The 16493-nt window shown below is 59.9% G+C and carries 16 protein-coding genes; 7 read left to right on the top strand and 9 right to left on the bottom strand.

All coding sequences use genetic code 11. From position 1 onward, the window contains the following. Positions 1-92 precede the first annotated feature (92 nt). Positions 93-1616: a cryptochrome/photolyase family protein gene (locus tag ABJ076_RS07325; protein ID WP_348194623.1), complete on the top strand. Its 1524-nt coding sequence runs from the start codon at positions 93-95 to the stop codon at positions 1614-1616. On the opposite strand, the gene ABJ076_RS07330 is transcribed toward ABJ076_RS07325, so the two are convergent. Further along, positions 1577-1765 (bottom strand): DUF2256 domain-containing protein, encoded by a 189-nt coding sequence (locus ABJ076_RS07330; RefSeq protein ID WP_348194625.1) that lies wholly within the window; start codon positions 1763-1765, stop codon positions 1577-1579. The two genes, ABJ076_RS07325 and ABJ076_RS07330, sit on opposite strands and share 40 nt — an antisense overlap. A 128-nt stretch (positions 1766-1893) precedes the next feature. On the opposite strand from ABJ076_RS07330, the gene ABJ076_RS07335 reads away from it, so the two are divergent. After that, on the top strand, positions 1894-2520 hold the full coding sequence (locus ABJ076_RS07335; protein WP_348194627.1) for a 2-hydroxychromene-2-carboxylate isomerase: 627 nt from the start codon (positions 1894-1896) through the stop codon (positions 2518-2520). A gap of 9 nt (positions 2521-2529) precedes the next feature. On the opposite strand, the gene ABJ076_RS07340 is transcribed toward ABJ076_RS07335, so the two are convergent. From ABJ076_RS07340 to hutI, 7 genes are all read right to left on the bottom strand, one after another. Continuing rightward, positions 2530-3411 (bottom strand): protein-methionine-sulfoxide reductase heme-binding subunit MsrQ, encoded by an 882-nt coding sequence (locus ABJ076_RS07340; RefSeq protein ID WP_348194629.1) that lies wholly within the window; start codon positions 3409-3411, stop codon positions 2530-2532. 136 nt (positions 3412-3547) lie between these two features. Next, complete coding sequence (locus ABJ076_RS07345; protein ID WP_348194631.1) at positions 3548-5092, bottom strand: TRAP transporter large permease subunit; 1545 nt, start codon at positions 5090-5092, stop codon at positions 3548-3550. A 4-nt stretch (positions 5093-5096) separates the two neighbouring features. Continuing rightward, entirely contained in the window at positions 5097-5606 is a 510-nt protein-coding gene (locus ABJ076_RS07350) for a TRAP transporter small permease subunit (RefSeq protein ID WP_348194633.1), read from the bottom strand. A gap of 76 nt (positions 5607-5682) precedes the next feature. Then, positions 5683-6789, bottom strand: coding sequence for a TRAP transporter substrate-binding protein (locus tag ABJ076_RS07355; RefSeq protein ID WP_348194634.1), 1107 nt, complete (start codon positions 6787-6789; stop codon positions 5683-5685). Between the two features lie 66 nt (positions 6790-6855). After that, positions 6856-8529 carry a urocanate hydratase gene (hutU, locus tag ABJ076_RS07360; RefSeq protein ID WP_348194636.1) on the bottom strand — a complete coding sequence of 558 codons (1674 nt, stop codon included), beginning with the start codon at positions 8527-8529 and terminating at the stop codon, positions 6856-6858. A gap of 15 nt (positions 8530-8544) precedes the next feature. Further along, on the bottom strand, positions 8545-10083 hold the full coding sequence (gene hutH / locus ABJ076_RS07365; protein ID WP_348194728.1) for a histidine ammonia-lyase: 1539 nt from the start codon (positions 10081-10083) through the stop codon (positions 8545-8547). A gap of 5 nt (positions 10084-10088) precedes the next feature. Further along, positions 10089-11288 (bottom strand): imidazolonepropionase, encoded by a 1200-nt coding sequence (gene hutI, locus ABJ076_RS07370; RefSeq protein WP_348194638.1) that lies wholly within the window; start codon positions 11286-11288, stop codon positions 10089-10091. A 91-nt stretch (positions 11289-11379) separates the two neighbouring features. On the opposite strand from hutI, the gene ABJ076_RS07375 reads away from it, so the two are divergent. Both ABJ076_RS07375 and ABJ076_RS07380 read left to right on the top strand, forming a co-directional pair. Next, complete coding sequence (locus tag ABJ076_RS07375; RefSeq protein WP_348194640.1) at positions 11380-12756, top strand: formimidoylglutamate deiminase; 1377 nt, start codon at positions 11380-11382, stop codon at positions 12754-12756. Between the two features lie 29 nt (positions 12757-12785). After that, on the top strand, positions 12786-13454 hold the full coding sequence (locus tag ABJ076_RS07380; RefSeq protein WP_348194730.1) for a UTRA domain-containing protein: 669 nt from the start codon (positions 12786-12788) through the stop codon (positions 13452-13454). A gap of 24 nt (positions 13455-13478) precedes the next feature. Here the strand turns inward: ABJ076_RS07380 and ABJ076_RS07385 are convergent, their stop codons facing one another. After that, positions 13479-13955 carry a MarR family transcriptional regulator gene (locus ABJ076_RS07385; protein WP_348194642.1) on the bottom strand — a complete coding sequence of 159 codons (477 nt, stop codon included), beginning with the start codon at positions 13953-13955 and terminating at the stop codon, positions 13479-13481. Positions 13956-14086: 131 nt separating this feature from the next. Here ABJ076_RS07385 and ABJ076_RS07390 point away from each other — a divergent pair, with 131 nt between their 5' ends. From ABJ076_RS07390 to ABJ076_RS07400, 3 genes are all read left to right on the top strand, one after another. Further along, complete coding sequence (locus ABJ076_RS07390; RefSeq protein ID WP_348194644.1) at positions 14087-14896, top strand: alpha/beta hydrolase; 810 nt, start codon at positions 14087-14089, stop codon at positions 14894-14896. Between the two features lie 27 nt (positions 14897-14923). Beyond that, positions 14924-15352 carry a thioesterase family protein gene (locus tag ABJ076_RS07395; protein ID WP_348194645.1) on the top strand — a complete coding sequence of 143 codons (429 nt, stop codon included), beginning with the start codon at positions 14924-14926 and terminating at the stop codon, positions 15350-15352. 152 nt (positions 15353-15504) lie between these two features. Then, on the top strand, positions 15505-16446 hold the full coding sequence (locus tag ABJ076_RS07400; RefSeq protein ID WP_348194647.1) for a diguanylate cyclase: 942 nt from the start codon (positions 15505-15507) through the stop codon (positions 16444-16446). Positions 16447-16493: the final 47 nt, after the last annotated feature.

A 16493-nucleotide genomic window follows, 5' to 3' on the forward strand; every position in this document is an offset into this window, starting at 1 on the left:
GCGGCCGGCCGGTTGCATTTGATCGCTGACCAATCCATCACCGCTGGAAGAGCGTATCCGTTACAGTGTCCCTCTGTTATGCGGTACCTGCCATGGACGGCAATCTGATCCTTGTTCTCGGCGACCAATTGTCTCCGGAAGTCTCCTCGCTCAAGGCGGGAGACAAGCACAGTGATGTTGTCCTGTTGGCGGAAGTCGCCGCCGAGGCGACCTATGTGAAACACCACAAGAAGAAGATCGCCTTTCTTCTCTCAGCGATGCGGCATTTCGCCGACGAGCTTCGCGAAGACGGCTGGTCGGTCGAATATGTCCGGCTGGACGATCCACAGAATACCGGATCTCTCGGTGCAGAGGTAGAGCGGATTTCAGGGCGGTTGAACCCCGCGCGCATCCTCGTCACCGAGGCCGGAGAGTGGCGCTTGCAGAAGGAAGTGCGACGTTGGAGCGATGCTCTCGGACGGCCGGTGGATGTTCTTCCGGATGATCGTTTTCTGTCATCAAGAGAAGAGTTCACGGCCTGGGCGGACGGTCGGAAGCAGCTCCGGATGGAGTATTTCTATCGTGAAATGCGCCGCAAGACCGGTCTGCTGATGGAGGGGGATAAGCCGGCGGGGGGCAAATGGAACTATGATGCGGAAAACCGGAAGCCCGCTGCGGGTGACCTCTTCATGCCCGAGCCATTGCGGACAAACCCGGATAAAGTCACCGGGCAGGTTCTCGATCTGGTTGCTCTTCAGTTCGCGGACCATTTTGGCGATTTGGAGCCGTTCTGGTTCGCTGTAACCCGCGCGGATGCGGAAGCGGCGTTCGAAAGTTTCGTTGCGCAGGCCTTACCGCGCTTCGGGGACTTTCAGGATGCCATGCTGACGGGGCAGAGTTTTCTCTACCACGCCGTTGTGAGCCACTATCTCAATGCGGGCCTGCTTGAACCGCTCGCAGTCTGCCGCCGGGTCGAGCGTGCCTACCTGGACGGTGATGTACCTCTGAACGCGGCGGAAGGTTTCATCCGGCAGATCATCGGCTGGCGGGAATTTATCCGGGGCATTTACTGGCTGAAGATGCCGGACTATGCGGGCTCGAACTTCTTTGGCTCCACGCGCCCATTGCCTGATTTCTACTGGACCGGCAAGACGGACATGTCTTGCCTCGCGGCGGCCGTCGGACAAACGCGGGAAGAAGCTTATGCCCACCACATCCAGCGTCTGATGGTGACTGGCAATTTCGCAATGCTGGCCGGGATCGATCCACATCAGGTGCATGAATGGTATCTGGCGGTCTATGCCGATGCGTATGAATGGGTGGAGATGCCGAATACATTGGGAATGAGCCAGTTCGCCGATGGTGGTTTGCTGGGCTCCAAGCCTTATGCGGCCAGCGGTAACTACATCAACAAAATGTCTGACTATTGCGGGAACTGTCATTTCGACGTGAAGCGGAAAACGGGCGAGGGCGCCTGCCCTTTCAATTCCCTTTATTGGCATTTCATGGATAGAAACCGCGGACAGCTGGGCGGTAATCCACGTCTGGGCCCTGTCTACCGTACCTGGGACAGGATGACGCCGGCCAAGCAGCAGGATTATCGCGACAGTGCCGAGGTGATTCTTTCGGAACTCTGATGACGCTTGTTTTTAGCGGCGCGCCGGCAGCGCTCCGAACAGTAGCGAACCTCGTCCCACACCCGCGCCCATTTTCTGCGCCAGGCGAAAGGGCGCTGACAGATCGGGCAGGTTTTTTCTGGCAGGTTGCTTTTGTTCAACGGCTTCATGGCGGACGCCTCGATCGATTGGTCTTTGGACCCTTTCCGTTACGAAGAGCGTCATCGAAAAGATCAGTCTCATTTTTCGGGAAACAGGCATTAGAGTGAGCGTTTCCCTCCGGCCTGGAACCCGCCAAATGAAAACGATTGAGTATTTCTACGCTGCTTACTCCGGCTATGCCTATATCGGCTCCGCCGTTTTGCAGGAGATAGCGGCCAGGGCCGGGGCCAGGCTTGTGCACCGGCCGTTCGTTCTCCGGACACTTGTTACGGCGCGCGGAAATACCAGTCGTGTCGAGGACGCTGTCTATCGTGACTATGCATTCCGCCGGGAGATAGAGCGCTGGGCCGAATACCGAAATGTGAGGATGCTCGGCCGAACGCCGACTTATCATCAAGAATCTTATGAGACAGCGAACCGGATGCTGATCGCGAGCGGCGAGACGGGAGAGCAGACGGACCGGCTGGCGCATGGCTTTCTGGAAGCGCATTGGGCGGATGATGCGGACTTATCGGACCGCGAAACCCTGCTGGCTATAGCGGCTTCGGCGGGAATCGACGGGGCGGCTCTGATCGAGGCCGCCGGCGCGGAGGAGGTTGCCGCACGGCATCGCGCCAATACGGAGGAGGCTATTGCCAGGGGCTTTTTCGGATCCCCGACATATGTGGTCGATGGCGATCCGTTCTATGGCCAGGACCGGCTTGAGCTGGTGGCGCGGGCATTGGAGAAACCCTTCGCGAATGACTGGGCGCCGACGTCTTGAGCCGTTTCATCAAGCGGAGGCTAGGAGCCGCTGATACTGTCTGATCGCCGAGCTAACCGTCACGGCAAGTCCTGCTCCCAGAACCCACCAGGCTGGGCGAATCCCGATGCTTGGATCGAACTGAGACTGAAGCATCACCGATAGCGGGACATTGTGTGTGAGCGCGATGCCGATACTTTCTCCTGCGCCAGTCAGCAAGGCAGTGGCGATGGCCAGGGCTGCCAGCCCGCCGAGTGACGGATCGCCCAGGCGCCATCGCCAGACGCGGTAGAGCATCAGCCAGGCGAATAGTCCGCTGAACAGGATCGGCTCGGTCACATCATTCTTGGATTGCAGGAAGAAGTGCACCAAGGCCAGCAGGCTGATCGGATAAACCAGCTTGTGCAAGAGCTGCCAGCGCTTGCCGCCGAGGCGCCGAACCATGCCGTCCGTCGATGTCGCGGCAAGAGCGGCGAGGCCGAGCAAAGCGACGAAACCGATAGCCAGATAGAACCGCAGGACAATCTCGGTGGCAATCTTTGGCAGGTCCCAAGCTTGCTGGCCCATATAGAGCAACAGGTGCAGCGCCACCGTGAAGAAGACGGAAACGCCGATCATGCGCCGGACTGCGAACAGTCCGTTCCAGCGCAGTGTTCGGCGCAGCGGTGTAACGGTAAGCGATGCCAGCAGGAACACAACGGACCACCAGCCGACCCGGTGGATCGCCACATCCCAGGGGCGTGCGCTCAGTTTTCCGACAAGCGTGTCGAATATCAGCAAAAAAGCGGGTGTCAGGATGGCGAGCAGAACAACGGTTTTGACCAACGAAACCCGGCCTGTCCGGTCCGTCCACGGGTAATAGTCCGCGATTGCGCGTCTCTTCGATTGGTTGCCGCTTGTAATGGGTTGCATGGATTGTAGCCTGACCTATCCGCAGAACGCTAAAGCTGCGGTTCTACCAGCACCGTTCGCGCGCCGCAGCAAGCCACTGTTTCGTGATCCAGGTTTGATCCGGGTGACAGATGAAGCTCAGTTGCTGCCTCCGGTATCAGAACAGGATCCCGGGTAGCCATGTCGCGATTTGCGGTAGCACCCAGATAACCGAGACCGCCAGGATCTGGAGAAGGATGAAGGGCGCCACCCCTGCATAGATCTGGCCGGTGGTGATTTCTTTCGGTGCGGCGCCACGGAGATAGAACAGCGAAAATCCGAACGGTGGGGTCAGGAAAGAGGTTTGCAGGTTGATTGCGATCAGCACGGAAAGCCACATCGGATCATGCCCCATGATTATCAGTACGGGGGCGATCAGGGGCAGCAGGATCACGGTGATTTCTACGAAATCGAGGAAGAACCCCGCCACAAAGATCAGCGCCATGGAGAAGACCAGGGCGCCCAAAGGACCGCCAGGCATGGCCGTCAGAATTTGTTCCACCCGTTCTTCGCCACCGAGTCCGACAAAGACCAGCGAGAAGATGCTGGCTGTCAGGATGGTGGCAAAAATCATCGAGGTGACCGTCATAGTCTGGGTCATTGCCGGTTTGAGAATCCCGGATCGGTGCGCTTTCATAAGAGCGTTCACGATAGCTCCGGTGCCAAGCAGAACCAATCCTGCATAGGCGCCACCCTGCAACCAGTCTGCTAACTCGGCATCGCTGCGTTGCAGGCGTACGGGGAAAAGCCCTGCCGCGACCGCAAGCAGTATCAAGCTGCCCGCACCAAACAGGATGATGCGGCGGTCTGCACCAAGCTGATGCCCTGCCATTAGCAGAGCACCGATTGCGCCGACAGAGGCTGCTTCCGTCGGCGTCGCGATGCCGCCCAGGATCGCCCCCAGCACGGCAACGATGAGCAATACGGGCGGTATTACGGCGCCAAGCACTGCGGTGCGTGTCGGCGGGCTTCCACTGATCTCAATGGCGGGGGCGTCGCCCGGGCGCAGCCAGGCGCGTGCCATCACATAGGCGATGTAAATACCAACCATCGTCAAGCCGGGGACCAGAGCGGCGGCGAAAAGCTGGCCGACGGAGATGGTCTCGACTGAGAACTTTCCCTGGGTGAACTGTGCCTGCTGGTAGGCGTTGGACATGACGTCCGAGAGGATGATGAGCAGGGTCGATGGCGGAATGATCTGGCCGAGTGTCCCTGCCGTGCAGACAAGCCCTGAGGCTAGCCGGGGATCGTAGCGGTTCTTCAGCATGGTCGGGAGGGCGATCATCCCCATCGCGATGACGGTTGCCCCAACAATCCCGGTCGAGGCCGCCAGAAGGGCGCCAACAAGCACGACCGAGACACCGAGACCGCCACGCACGCGGCCGAAAAGTTGGCCCATGGTTTCGAGCAGGTTTTCGGCTATTCGGCTTTTCTCAAGCACTATCCCCATCAGCACGAAGAGTGGAATCGCGATCAGAACGTCATTGGTGACGACACCGAAAATGCGCTGCCCCAGAGCGCCGAGCAGGGAGATATCCATTGCGCCTGTGAGCCATCCGAGTGCGGCAAAAAGGATCGCAACACCCGCGATGCTGAATGCAACCGGAAAGCCGAGAAGGATGCAGGCAATCAGAGCCGGAAACATCAACAGGTCGAGGGCCATCGTGTCAGATCCTCCGTCCGGCGAGGACGGCTATGTTCCGCAACAGGCACGCTGTGGACTGGATCATCAGCAGCACGCAAAAGGCCGGTATCAGGGATTTAAGAAGGAAAGAGGCGGGGATACCGCCAACGGAAATCGGACCTTCAAGAATTGACCATGCGTTCCGCACGGAAGGCCATGACCAATAGAGCACAGTCGCCATGGATGGCAGTAGCAGGAACAGGTGCCCGAAAATGTCGATCACCTGTTTTGTTGCGGTACTGGCCTTTGCGTAGAAGATATCAACACGGACATGTCCGTCGATTAGCAAAGTGTATCCGGCGCCCAGCATGAACAGGGCCGCATGCATGTAGAGAACGCTCTCGTTCACGGCGATTGCGCTGATGCCAAAGCCGTAGCGCATGATGACGATGGCAACCTGCACAAGCACCATGAATATGGCGAGCCAACGGACGATCTTGCCGACCGTGTCGTTAATCCTGTCGAGATAATCGGCGAATGGGGAATTCATCATGATAGATCAGTGAAAGCCGGGGCGGAATTCCGCCCCGGCTTTTCCCATTTAAGGAACGTACCCCGAGAGATGGGCCTTAGTACGTGTAGTTAAGTGCACGAGCGTTCATCTGCCCGTTATCGGCATAGACCATGTAGCTGGCAACCGACTTGCGATAGGTGATGAAACTTTCCGTGATCCGCTTCACCAGCTCGTCGCTATCGCCGCGTAACTCCGAAATCACTTCGCCAGCGGCATTGCCCATGGCGATGATGACTTCTTCCGGAAGCTTCTTGACCTGCACGTCCTTGGTTTCCACCAGCTGCTTCAGAGCGGCGGCATGCTTGGTCGTGTACTCGGTCCAGACCGGATTGTAGAGGCTTTCGCAAGCGATCTTGACCGCGCCCTTCAGATCATCCGGAAGGGCATTGTAGGCCTCCATGTTCACCGCGCATTCCTCTGCCGAGGACGGCTCGCCGACGCCGGGCCAGTAGTAATTCTTGGCGATCTGATAGAAGCCGAGGGCGCTGTCCGTCCACGGGCCAATGAACTCACCGGCGTCCAGTGCGCCGGACTGCATCGCCTGGAACATGGCGCGGCCGCCCATGGCCTGCACGGACATGCCGAGTTTGGCGCACATTTCCGATGCCAGACCGGTGGTCCGGAACTTCAATCCCTTGAGATCGTCGACGGAGTTGATCTCGTTACGGAACCAGCCCTGCCACTGAGGTCCGGAATTGCCGCACAGGAACGGCTTGAGGCCAAAACGGCCATACATCTCGTCATAGAGTTCCTGTCCGCCACCATGTGCCAGCCAGCCAAACTGCTCATCCGCTCGCAGGCCGAACGGCTGGGAGCCGAACAGCAGGATGCCCTTGGACTTGGAGCCCCAATAGGCCGGAACCGCGTGATAAAGTTCTGCGGTTCCTTCGGACACAGCGTCGAACACGCCCCGGCCTGGAACCAGCTCGCCGGCAGCGAACAGTTTGACCTCAAGCCGGCCGCCGGACAGTGTAGTGATCCGGTCCGCGAGCATCTGCGCGGCCACACCCGGACCAGGCAGGTTTTTCGGCCATGCCGTGACCATCTTCCACTGTATCTTGCCAGTGGCAATCGCTGGTGAGGCAAGCGTCGCAGCGCCTGCCGTTACACCGACAGCTGCTGCGCCGGTTGCTGTTGTTTTCAGAAAATCACGTCTTTTCATAGTTCTGCCTTTCCCTGTTCAGAAAACTCTGTGGTTCCTCACTTCGTTTTTGTCTCCGGATTTTAATTACCGGTTCAGAATGCCCGGAAGATTCAATTCATGCTCCCGGGCGCAGTTTATGGCGATCTCGTAGCCCGCATCCGCGTGCCGCATGACACCGGTCGCCGGATCGTTCCAAAGAACCCGCTCCAGCCGCCGGTCGGCATCCTCGGTACCGTCGCAGACAATGACCATCCCGGAATGCTGTGAGAAGCCCATGCCAACCCCGCCGCCATGATGCAGCGAGACCCAGGTGGCGCCGGAGGCGGTGTTCAGGAGGGCATTCAGCAGCGGCCAGTCCGACACCGCATCAGAGCCGTCCTTCATCGCTTCGGTTTCCCGGTTTGGGGAGGCGACGGAGCCGCTGTCTAGATGGTCGCGGCCGATCACCACCGGGGCTTTCAGCTCGCCATTACGGACCATCTCGTTGAAGGCTAGGCCGAGCCTGTGTCGGTCGCCGAGGCCGACCCAGCAGATCCGGGCGGGCAGTCCCTGGAAGGAAATCCGCTCACGCGCCATGTCGAGCCATTTGTGCAGATGCGTGTCGTCCGGCATCAGCTCCTTAACCTTGGCGTCGGTTTTGTAGATATCCTCCGGATCTCCGGACAGCGCACACCATCGGAACGGGCCAACGCCGCGGCAGAACAGCGGGCGGATATAGGCAGGTACGAAGCCAGGGAAGGCGAAGGCGTTCTCCAGCCCTTCTTCCAGCGCGACTTGACGGATGTTGTTGCCGTAATCCAGCGTCGGCACGCCCTGGTTCCAGAAATCCACCATGGCGGCGACATGCACCTTCATTGACGCGCGGGCAGCATTCTCGACCGCTTTCGGGTCACTCTCGCGCTTCGCCCGCCATTCGGCGACAGTCCAGCCTTGCGGCAGGTAGCCGTTGATCGGATCGTGCGCCGAGGTCTGATCGGTGACGATGTCCGGGCGGATGCCGCGCTTTACCAGTTCCGGGAAGATGTCGGCGGCATTACCGAGCAGGCCGACGGACTTGGCTTCGCCAGCCGCTGTCCAGCGTTCGATCATCTCCAGTGCTTCGTCGAGGCTGGTGGCTTTCTCGTCGACATAGCCGGTACGGATGCGGAAATCGATTCGGGTTTCGTCGCATTCGACAGCAAGGCAACAGGCCCCTGCGAAGACTGCGGCGAGCGGCTGGGCGCCGCCCATGCCTCCAAGGCCGCCGGTCAGGATCCATTTGCCGTTCAGATCGCCGTCATAATGCTGGCGCCCGGCTTCGACAAAGGTTTCGTACGTCCCCTGCACGATCCCTTGGCTGCCGATATAGATCCACGAGCCGGCCGTCATCTGGCCGTACATCATCAGGCCCTTGCGATCGAGCTCGTTGAAATGCTCCCAGGTGGCCCAGTGTGGCACCAGGTTGGAATTGGCAATCAGGACACGGGGAGCGTCGGCGTGGGTGCGGAAGACGCCGACAGGGCGCCCGGATTGCACAAGCAGAGTCTCGTTTTCTTCAAGCTCTTTGAGACTGGCGACGATCCGGTCGAAGTCTTCCCAGGTCCGGGTCGCCCGGCCAATACCGCCATAAACCACCAGCTCATGCGGATTTTCGGCCACGTCCGGATGCAGATTGTTCATCAGCATGCGCATCGGTGCTTCGGTGGTCCAGTGCTTGGCGTTCAGCTCCGGGCCGGTCGGCGGGAAGATGTCGCGGGCATTCTTGCGGGGATCGGTCATTGTTTCGCCTCCGGTCTAGTAACGGGCGGAAAGGGACAGCAGCGGATCGTGTTCAGTGGCTTCCGCGATTGATTTGTCGAGGATGCGTTCTGCAACCGCTTCTATGTCGTTCGCGACCTCTCGGTCTTCGGTCAGTGTCGGAGAGACGGCGCGGATGGCCGATACCACGCGGTTGAGGGTTGTGCTGGTCTTTAGGGGTGCCCTGAACTCAATGCCCTGCGCGGCGCAGAGCAGTTCGACGGCAATGATCCGTGTCAGGTTGTCGTTCATCCGCATCAGTCGCCGGGCGCCGTGGGCGGCCATCGAAACATGGTCTTCCTGATTGGCGCTTGTGGGGGTCGAGTCCGTCGAGCAGGGATTTGCGAGATGCTTGTTCTCGCTCATCAGCGCGGCAGTGGTGACCTCTGCGATCATAAGGCCGGAATTGAGGCCGGGCTCGGGTGTCAGGAAGGCCGGCAGATCGAAGGACAACACCGGGTCCACCATAAGGGCGACACGGCGTTGGGCGATGGCGCCGATCTCGGCGATGGCGATGGCCATCTGGTCGGCGGCGAAGCCAACCGGCTCCGCATGGAAGTTGCCGCCGGAGATGATCCGGCCATCCTCGACCAGAACCAGCGGGTTGTCGGTCACTGCGTTTGCTTCGATCTCAAGCGTGCGGGCGGCATGGCGCATCATGTCGATGGCCGCGCCTGAAACCTGAGGATGACAGCGGATGCAATAGGGGTCCTGGACGCGGGTATCGCCATGGCGATGGCTCTCGCGGATCTCGGATCCCTCCATCAGGGATCGCATGGCTGCGGCGACATCAATCTGGCCGGGCTGGCCGCGAAGCGCGTGGATAGCGGGATGCAAGGGCGCGGTGGAGCCCATGATGGCGTCTGTCGAAAGTGCCGCCGCGACCACACCCGCCTCGACATTGCGCCAGGCGTGGGAGAGAGCGATCAGTGCGTAGGCGGTGGAGAACTGGGTTCCGTTGATGAGCGCCAGACCTTCTTTTGGGCCTAGCTCTATCGGTGTCAGTCCGGCGGTGTCCAGCGCCTCCTTGCCCGGCATGATCCGGCCCTTGTACTCGGCCTTGCCCTCGCCGATCAGCACCGCGGCCATATGGGCGAGCGGGGCGAGGTCGCCGGAAGCGCCGACGGAACCCTGGCTCGGCACGACGGGTGTCACCCGGACGCGCAACATTGCCTCGATCAGCTCGATCACTTCCCAACGCACGCCGGAGGCGCCGCGTCCGAGAGACAGCAGCTTCAGGATCATCATCGTCCGCACTACCTGTGTCTCCGTCGGCGCGCCGACGCCAGCGCAGTGAGAGCGGATCAGGTTGCGTTGCAGGGTGGACGTATCCTCCGGTGCGATCTGCACGGTGGCGAGCTTGCCGAACCCGGTATTGACGCCATAGACGGCCTCATCCCCATTCGCCGCCTGGGCGACAAGAGCGGCAGCCGCATCGACAGCGGGTTTCGCCGCCCTGTCGAGCCGGAACCGGTGGCCCTGACCGCGCAGGCCTTCGAGATCGAGCAGCGTGGTGCTGCCCGGCGTCAGGATGATGTCGCTCATGAAGTCCCCGCGAAAATGCGTTTGTGGAGAGGGTTGAAGCCGATGCGGTAGGCCAGCTCGGCCGGCTCTTTGACGTTCCAGACAGCGAGATCTGCCCGTTTTCCAGCCTCGATGGTGCCGGCATCGTCGAGGCCAAGCGCCTGCGCGGCGATCCGGGTGACGCCTGCCAGCGCCTCTTCCGGAGTCATACGGAACAGCGTGCAGGTCATATTCAGTGTCAGCAGCAGGGAGGTCAGCGGGGAGGATCCGGGATTACAGTCGGTCGCAATCGCTATCGGCACGCCCGCATCGCGCAGGGCCTGGACTGGCGGGAGTTGTGTCTCGCGTAATGTATAAAATGCGCCGGGCAATAGAACGGCGACGGTGCCGCTTTCCGCCATGGCGGCGATGCCGTCTGCGCCGAGATACTCCAGATGATCCGCTGAAAGTGCACCGTATCGCGCGGCTAAGGCCGTGCCGCCGAGATCGGAAAGCTGCTCCGCATGGAGTTTTACCGGCAGGCCGAGCGCTTTGGCCCGTTTGAAAACCCGTTCGATCTGAGCCGGGCTGAAAGCGATGCCTTCGCAGAACCCGTCCACGGCATCGACAAGGCCTTCTTCCGCCGCCTTTGTGAGGGCAGGCAGGCAGATCTCGTCGATATAGGCATCTGCCCGGTCCTTGTACTCCGCAGGAACCGCATGGGCGCCGAGGAAGGATGTGCGGACCCGGACAGGCCTTTCCCGGCCAATGCGCCGGGCAGCGCGGAGCATCCGCAGCTCGGTCTCGATATCGAGACCGTAGCCGGATTTAATTTCGATTGTGGAGATGCCTTCGGCCAGCAGCGCATCGACGCGGGGCAGGGCATCCATGACCAGATCGTCCTCGCTCGCCGCCCGGGTGGCGGTCACGGTGGAGACGATGCCGCCCCCTGCACGGGCCACTTCCTCGTAACTCGCGCCTTCAAGGCGCAGCTCGAACTCGCGGGCGCGGTTGCCGCCGAAGACGATATGGGTGTGACAATCAACCAGTGCGGGGGTGGCAAGTCGCCCGCCAAGATCCTCACGCGGCCATTCCGCGAACTGGGCTGGAAGATCGGCTTCCGGACCCGCCCATGCGATTTTTCCGTCCCGCAAAGCAACGGCGCCGTTGGTCACGAGACCGTAGGCACTGGTGTCTTGAAGCATGGTCGCGAGCGTGGCGTTGCCGAGAATCTGCATGGCCGTATGGTCCGAATAGAGGCTTGCCCGAAAGGCTGATTTGAATATTATGTCTATACATAATAATTGCTGTCAACAAGGAGACGCCACCGTGACGACGGTTTTCGCAGAGACACTTCTGATGGAAGACGGCTGGCACCGGGATGCACTGGTCACGATTGACGGCAATGGCCGTATCGGCTCAGTCCGGACTGGCGACGCTTCCGCCGCTGCTGGCGCGGACCATCGCGTTGTCGTGTTGCTGCCCGCGCCGGTGAACCTGCATTCCCATGCATTCCAGCGGGCGATGGCGGGATTGACCGAAGGCCGCGGACCCGATCCGAAAGACAGTTTCTGGACCTGGCGACGGTTGATGTACCGTTTTCTACAGTCCCTGACGCCTTCGCATGTGAGCGCCATCACGGCGCTTGTGCAGATGGAAATGCTGGAAGCGGGCTATGCGGGCTCGGTCGAGTTCCACTATCTGCATCATCAGGTCGACGGCGCCCCATACGCTGCTCTCGGAGAGATGAGTGAGCGTGTTGTCGAGGCGGCAGCGGAAACTGGCATCGGCCTCACCCTGGCACCGGTTCTGTATCAGGTCGGCGGTTGCGACGGCCGTGACCTTGGTCCGGGGCAGATCCGTTTCGGCAATGATCCTGATCGTTATGCCCGGTTGCTCGAGGAGGCGGAGCAGGCGGTGGCGAAGCTGACGTCGGATTGCGCCATCGGTGTCGCGCCGCATTCGCTCCGGGCTGTGACGCGTGAGGCGCTTGCCGGGGCGGCGGCACTCCGTTCAGACCGCCCGATCCATATCCATGTCGCCGAACAGGTAGCCGAGGTTGAGGAAGTCGAGGCAGCCTGGGGTGCCCGGCCGATGGCCTGGCTCCTGGAAAACCACGCAGTCGACCAGCGCTGGTGCCTGATCCATGCCACCCAGATGCAGCCGTCCGAGACCGAGGCGATGGCAAAGAGCGGTGCGGTCGCCGGGCTTTGCCCGATCACCGAGTCCAGTCTCGGTGACGGGATCTTCGACGGTGTGCGCTATCGCGCGGCAGGCGGAACCTTCGGTGTCGGGTCCGACTCGAATATCCGGATCTCGCTGAGCGAGGAGCTGCGGACGCTGGAATATTCCCAACGGTTGCGGGACAAGGGCCGGGCCGTCCTGGCAGAGCAGGAACGTTCCGCCGGGCGTGTATTGTTCGAGGAAGCGGTGCGCGGCGGTGCCCAGGCAGCCGGACGCGACAGCGGGGCGATTGCACCTGGCCGGATCGCTGATCTGGTGGCGCTGGATGGTGACGCACTCGACATTGCCGGACGCACCGGTGACCGTATTCTCGATACCTTCATTTTCGCCGGTGATGACCGCTGGGTTCGCGATGTCTGGTCCGCCGGGCGGCATGTGGTAAGAGACGGGCGGCATATCGCCCGGGACCAGATCCGGGCGCGTTACCGAGAAGCACTTGGCGATCTGGAGAATGCACTCTGACGCAGTCCGCACTCAAATCCTGGCAAGGCATTCAGGCTGAAATTAAGCGCCGTGTAGCCGATCGCGTCTGGCGTCCGGGTGAGCTTATTCCGGGCGAAACCGAGCTTGCCGCGGAATTCGGCTGCGCCCGCGCGACGGTCAACCGGGCCTTGCAGGGACTGGCCGATAGCGGCCTGCTGGAACGCCGACGCAAGGCCGGAACCCGTGTCGCGCTCGATCCGGTGCGCAAGGCTACGTTGGAAATTCCGATCACCCGCATTGAGGTCGAGGCGGCGGGCTGTGCTTACAGGTTCGATATTCTGGAACTGCGGCGGACTCGCCTGCCCGTGTCGGTCGCCAAGGCGATGCAACTGAAGGGGGCTTTCGATTCGCTTCATATCAGGGGGGTGCACCGCGCAGATGGCCAGCCGTTTCTCTATGAAGATCGCTGGGTCAATCTGGAGGCTGTGCCGGAATTCGGCGAAGCGGATTTCGCCACCATCAGCCCGAACGAATGGCTGGTCCGGAACCAGCCTTTCACTAGCGGGGATATCAGTTTTCTCGCGGAAAATGCATCCGCGACCCAGGCAAAGGCTCTCGAGACAGACGAAGGCATGGCGCTGTTCGCCATCGAGCGGATAACATGGAACGATGCGGAGCCGATTACCTTTGTTCGTCTGGCATATCGCCCGGGTTACCGAATGACGACGGAAATTTAACCACCGTCTGGGCCTCCGGCCTGCTCAATCCTGCTGTATCTGTCTGCGAACGGTTGTCAGCGCATCGATCAAGGGCTGCGCGGTTTCCGGTGGGACGGCGCGGAGCAAATCATTCACCCAGCGCTCATGGACATCCGCCATCTCGGCGAATACGGCTTCGCCTTTGTGGGTCAATCTGACCAGAGTGGCCCGTTTGTCGCCAGGGACCGGCAATCGCTCCACCAGCCCGTCCTGGACCAGCCGTTCGACAATACCGGTGACATTACCGTTCGAGACCAGCAATTGTTCGGATAGGGCACTCATTCGGAGGCCGCTTTCGCTACGCTCCAGCATTGCCAGTATTTCGAACCGTGGCAGGGTTTGATCGTAGGAGACCCGCATTTCCTCTCGCAGCGCATTCTCGACCGTCCGCGCGGTCCTCAGAATGTTCAGCCAGAGCCGGAGCCGGGTTTTGCGTGTCTCTGCATTTTCCGCGAGACGTGTGCTTGGTGCTTGCGCCATGTGTAAATCTTAGGCTTTTGAATTAATTTCGCAGCAAAAAATTGGGCCTTAATTGGAATGACCGACAGCTCTTGCGTCATTTAGGATCGTGTTTGGGGCATTAGGCCATTCACTGGACTACAGGGCAGCGCATGATTGCAGATTGGGATGATGCATACGCGAACGGTCCGCACATTGACGGTGCGGAGACTTACCCGCCGATGTGGCAACAGCGGGCCGCTGCATTTCGACATGAATTGGCGGAGAGAGCTGAGCTCGACATGCCTTATGGAGAGGGGGCGCGAAACCGCTACGACCTGTTCCGGCCTGCTGGTCCGGCAACGGGGCTTGCGCTGTTCGTTCATGGCGGATACTGGCGGGCTTTCGATAAAAGCACCTGGTCGCATCTGGCGCGCGGCGCGGTTGACCGTGGCTGGGCCGTTGCCATCCCGAGCTATACCCTGGCACCGGAAGCGCGCATTGCCGATATCACGGCTGAGATTGGTCAGGCTATTTCAGTGGTAGCAGAGCGTGTCGACGGTCCCGTTCATCTTGCCGGCCATTCCGCCGGCGGTCATCTGGTCAGCCGTATGCTGTGCCGTAATGCGCCACTGTCCGATGCGCTGCGGAAACGAATTGCGCATGTCGTCTCGATCAGCGGCTTGCACGATCTGCGGCCCCTGCTGAACCTTGAAATGAATGCCGACCTGAAACTTGACGTGGCCGAGGCTGCGCAGGAAAGTCCTGTTTTGCAGTATCCAGTTCTAAATGCCCGGATGACCTGCTGGGCCGGCTCCAACGAGCGTCCCGAATTTTTGCGGCAAAACGACCTGCTTGCCTCTATCTGGGGCGGGCTTGGCGTCGATACGGCGACAGTTCATGCTGATGGCAAACATCATTTCGATGTAATCGGGGATCTGGAGGATGCCGCCTCGAATCTTGCCCGGTGCTTCACCCCCTAGGACTTCACCAACGGAGAATACTGAAATATGGCCGCTTTTGAGATGCAGCAGCATGTGCGCTTCCAGCATTGCGACCCGGCGGCGATGGTTTTCTATCCGCGCTATTTCGAGATGATCAATCTCACCGTCGAGGAGTGGTTTCGCATCGGCCTCGATTGGGGGTTTCATCAGATGCACGAAATTGACGACCGGGGCATTCCAACAGCCAAAATCGCCGTCGATTTCAGTGCACCCAGCCGGCTGGGCGACGTGCTGGACTGGAGCCTCGAAGTCAAGCGGGTCGGAACGTCGAGCCTTGATGTCGAGATCATTGCGAGCTGTGAGGGTGAGGTGCGGCTTACCTGCCGGTCAACACTCGTCCAGTTCGTGAAGAGTACAGGACGGCCGGTCGCCTGGGACGGGCTGATTCGGGATCGGATACGGGCGTTTGAAGAGCAGGGTACTGCCGATCAATAGTTTCTTGGGGGAGCTTCTTTGCTAGGATGCCGACTATAGGATACGCTTGAAGAACGTCAGTTCTTTACGTGCGGTTAATCATTCCGGATGGATGCTGAGACAAGCAATTAAGTTCCATATAAAAATCATTGTGGGGCGTGACGGAGAGTGTGATGAGCAACGTTATGGATAGTCAGGAGTTCGCGATCCTCGTGGTCGATGACGCTCCAGAGAACGTGATGTTGCTCAGTCTCATCCTGAAAGATCTCGGCACGGTCACCTCGGCCCTGAGTGGGCGCGAGGCGATCGACAAGGCCCTCGAAAACCCGCCTGACCTGATCTTGCTCGATATCCAGATGCCGGAGCTGGACGGTTATGACGTGATCAAGGCCTTGAAGGACGACCCGCGGACGGAAAACGTACCGGTGATTTTCGTGACCGGTCTCTCCGATGATGGTGACGAGGAGAAGGGTCTGAAGCTTGGAGCGATTGATTACATTACCAAGCCGTACAAACCGACAGTAGTAACGGCCCGTGTTCGAAACCATCTCAGGCTGCGAGAATATGCTGTACGCCTTGAGCTTATGAATGAGGAATTGGAACGGCTGGCGACGACCGATGCGCTGACATCGGCTTTTAACAGGCGCTACTTCATGTCCAGGCTGGAGAATGAAGTCGAGCGTGTCCGCCGGTATGAACATCCATCATCTCTGCTCATGATCGACGTCGATCATTTTAAACGTATCAACGATAGCTTTGGCCATGATGTCGGAGACATCGTACTGGTGAATCTGGTTAAGCTTCTGGAAGAACAGATCCGGCAGCTTGACACAATGGCTCGTATCGGCGGCGAGGAGTTCGCAATTCTGCTACCCGAGACAGGCAAAGAAGAAGCCCTGGTTTCTGCTGAACGCCTGCTTCGCATCGTGCGCGCTGCGAGCATCGAGGCAGCGGGGAATAGCCTTCAGTTCACGATAAGTATTGGTTGCACCGAGTTTGGCGCTGATTGTCCCAAAATAGAGAGTATTCTGAAAGCGGCGGACCTTGCTTTATACGAAGCGAAGGAAAGTGGTCGGGACCGGGTTGTCGTTGGGGACACCGCTGAATTGGTGTGAGTTGCATCACGCAATTGCCCTCGCCTGACATTCTCTCTAAGTGATCT

The organism is Nisaea sp., assembly GCF_039990255.1.
Lineage (GTDB): Bacteria > Pseudomonadota > Alphaproteobacteria > Thalassobaculales > Thalassobaculaceae > Nisaea.

Bases quoted from the DNA above. Each gene is read 5' to 3' on its own strand.
- ABJ076_RS07325 (WP_348194623.1), top strand. From the start codon at position 93: ATGGACGGCAATCTGATCCTTGTTCTCGGCGACCAATTGTCTCCGGAA.
- ABJ076_RS07330 (WP_348194625.1), bottom strand. From the start codon at position 1,765: ATGAAGCCGTTGAACAAAAGCAACCTGCCAGAAAAAACCTGCCCGATC.
- ABJ076_RS07335 (WP_348194627.1), top strand. From the start codon at position 1,894: ATGAAAACGATTGAGTATTTCTACGCTGCTTACTCCGGCTATGCCTAT.
- ABJ076_RS07340 (WP_348194629.1), bottom strand. From the start codon at position 3,411: ATGCAACCCATTACAAGCGGCAACCAATCGAAGAGACGCGCAATCGCG.
- ABJ076_RS07345 (WP_348194631.1), bottom strand. From the start codon at position 5,092: ATGGCCCTCGACCTGTTGATGTTTCCGGCTCTGATTGCCTGCATCCTT.
- ABJ076_RS07350 (WP_348194633.1), bottom strand. From the start codon at position 5,606: ATGATGAATTCCCCATTCGCCGATTATCTCGACAGGATTAACGACACG.
- ABJ076_RS07355 (WP_348194634.1), bottom strand. From the start codon at position 6,789: ATGAAAAGACGTGATTTTCTGAAAACAACAGCAACCGGCGCAGCAGCT.
- hutU (WP_348194636.1), bottom strand. From the start codon at position 8,529: ATGACCGATCCCCGCAAGAATGCCCGCGACATCTTCCCGCCGACCGGC.
- hutI (WP_348194638.1), bottom strand. From the start codon at position 11,288: ATGCAGATTCTCGGCAACGCCACGCTCGCGACCATGCTTCAAGACACC.
- ABJ076_RS07385 (WP_348194642.1), bottom strand. From the start codon at position 13,955: ATGGCGCAAGCACCAAGCACACGTCTCGCGGAAAATGCAGAGACACGC.
- ABJ076_RS07390 (WP_348194644.1), top strand. From the start codon at position 14,087: ATGATTGCAGATTGGGATGATGCATACGCGAACGGTCCGCACATTGAC.
- ABJ076_RS07395 (WP_348194645.1), top strand. From the start codon at position 14,924: ATGGCCGCTTTTGAGATGCAGCAGCATGTGCGCTTCCAGCATTGCGAC.
- ABJ076_RS07400 (WP_348194647.1), top strand. From the start codon at position 15,505: ATGAGCAACGTTATGGATAGTCAGGAGTTCGCGATCCTCGTGGTCGAT.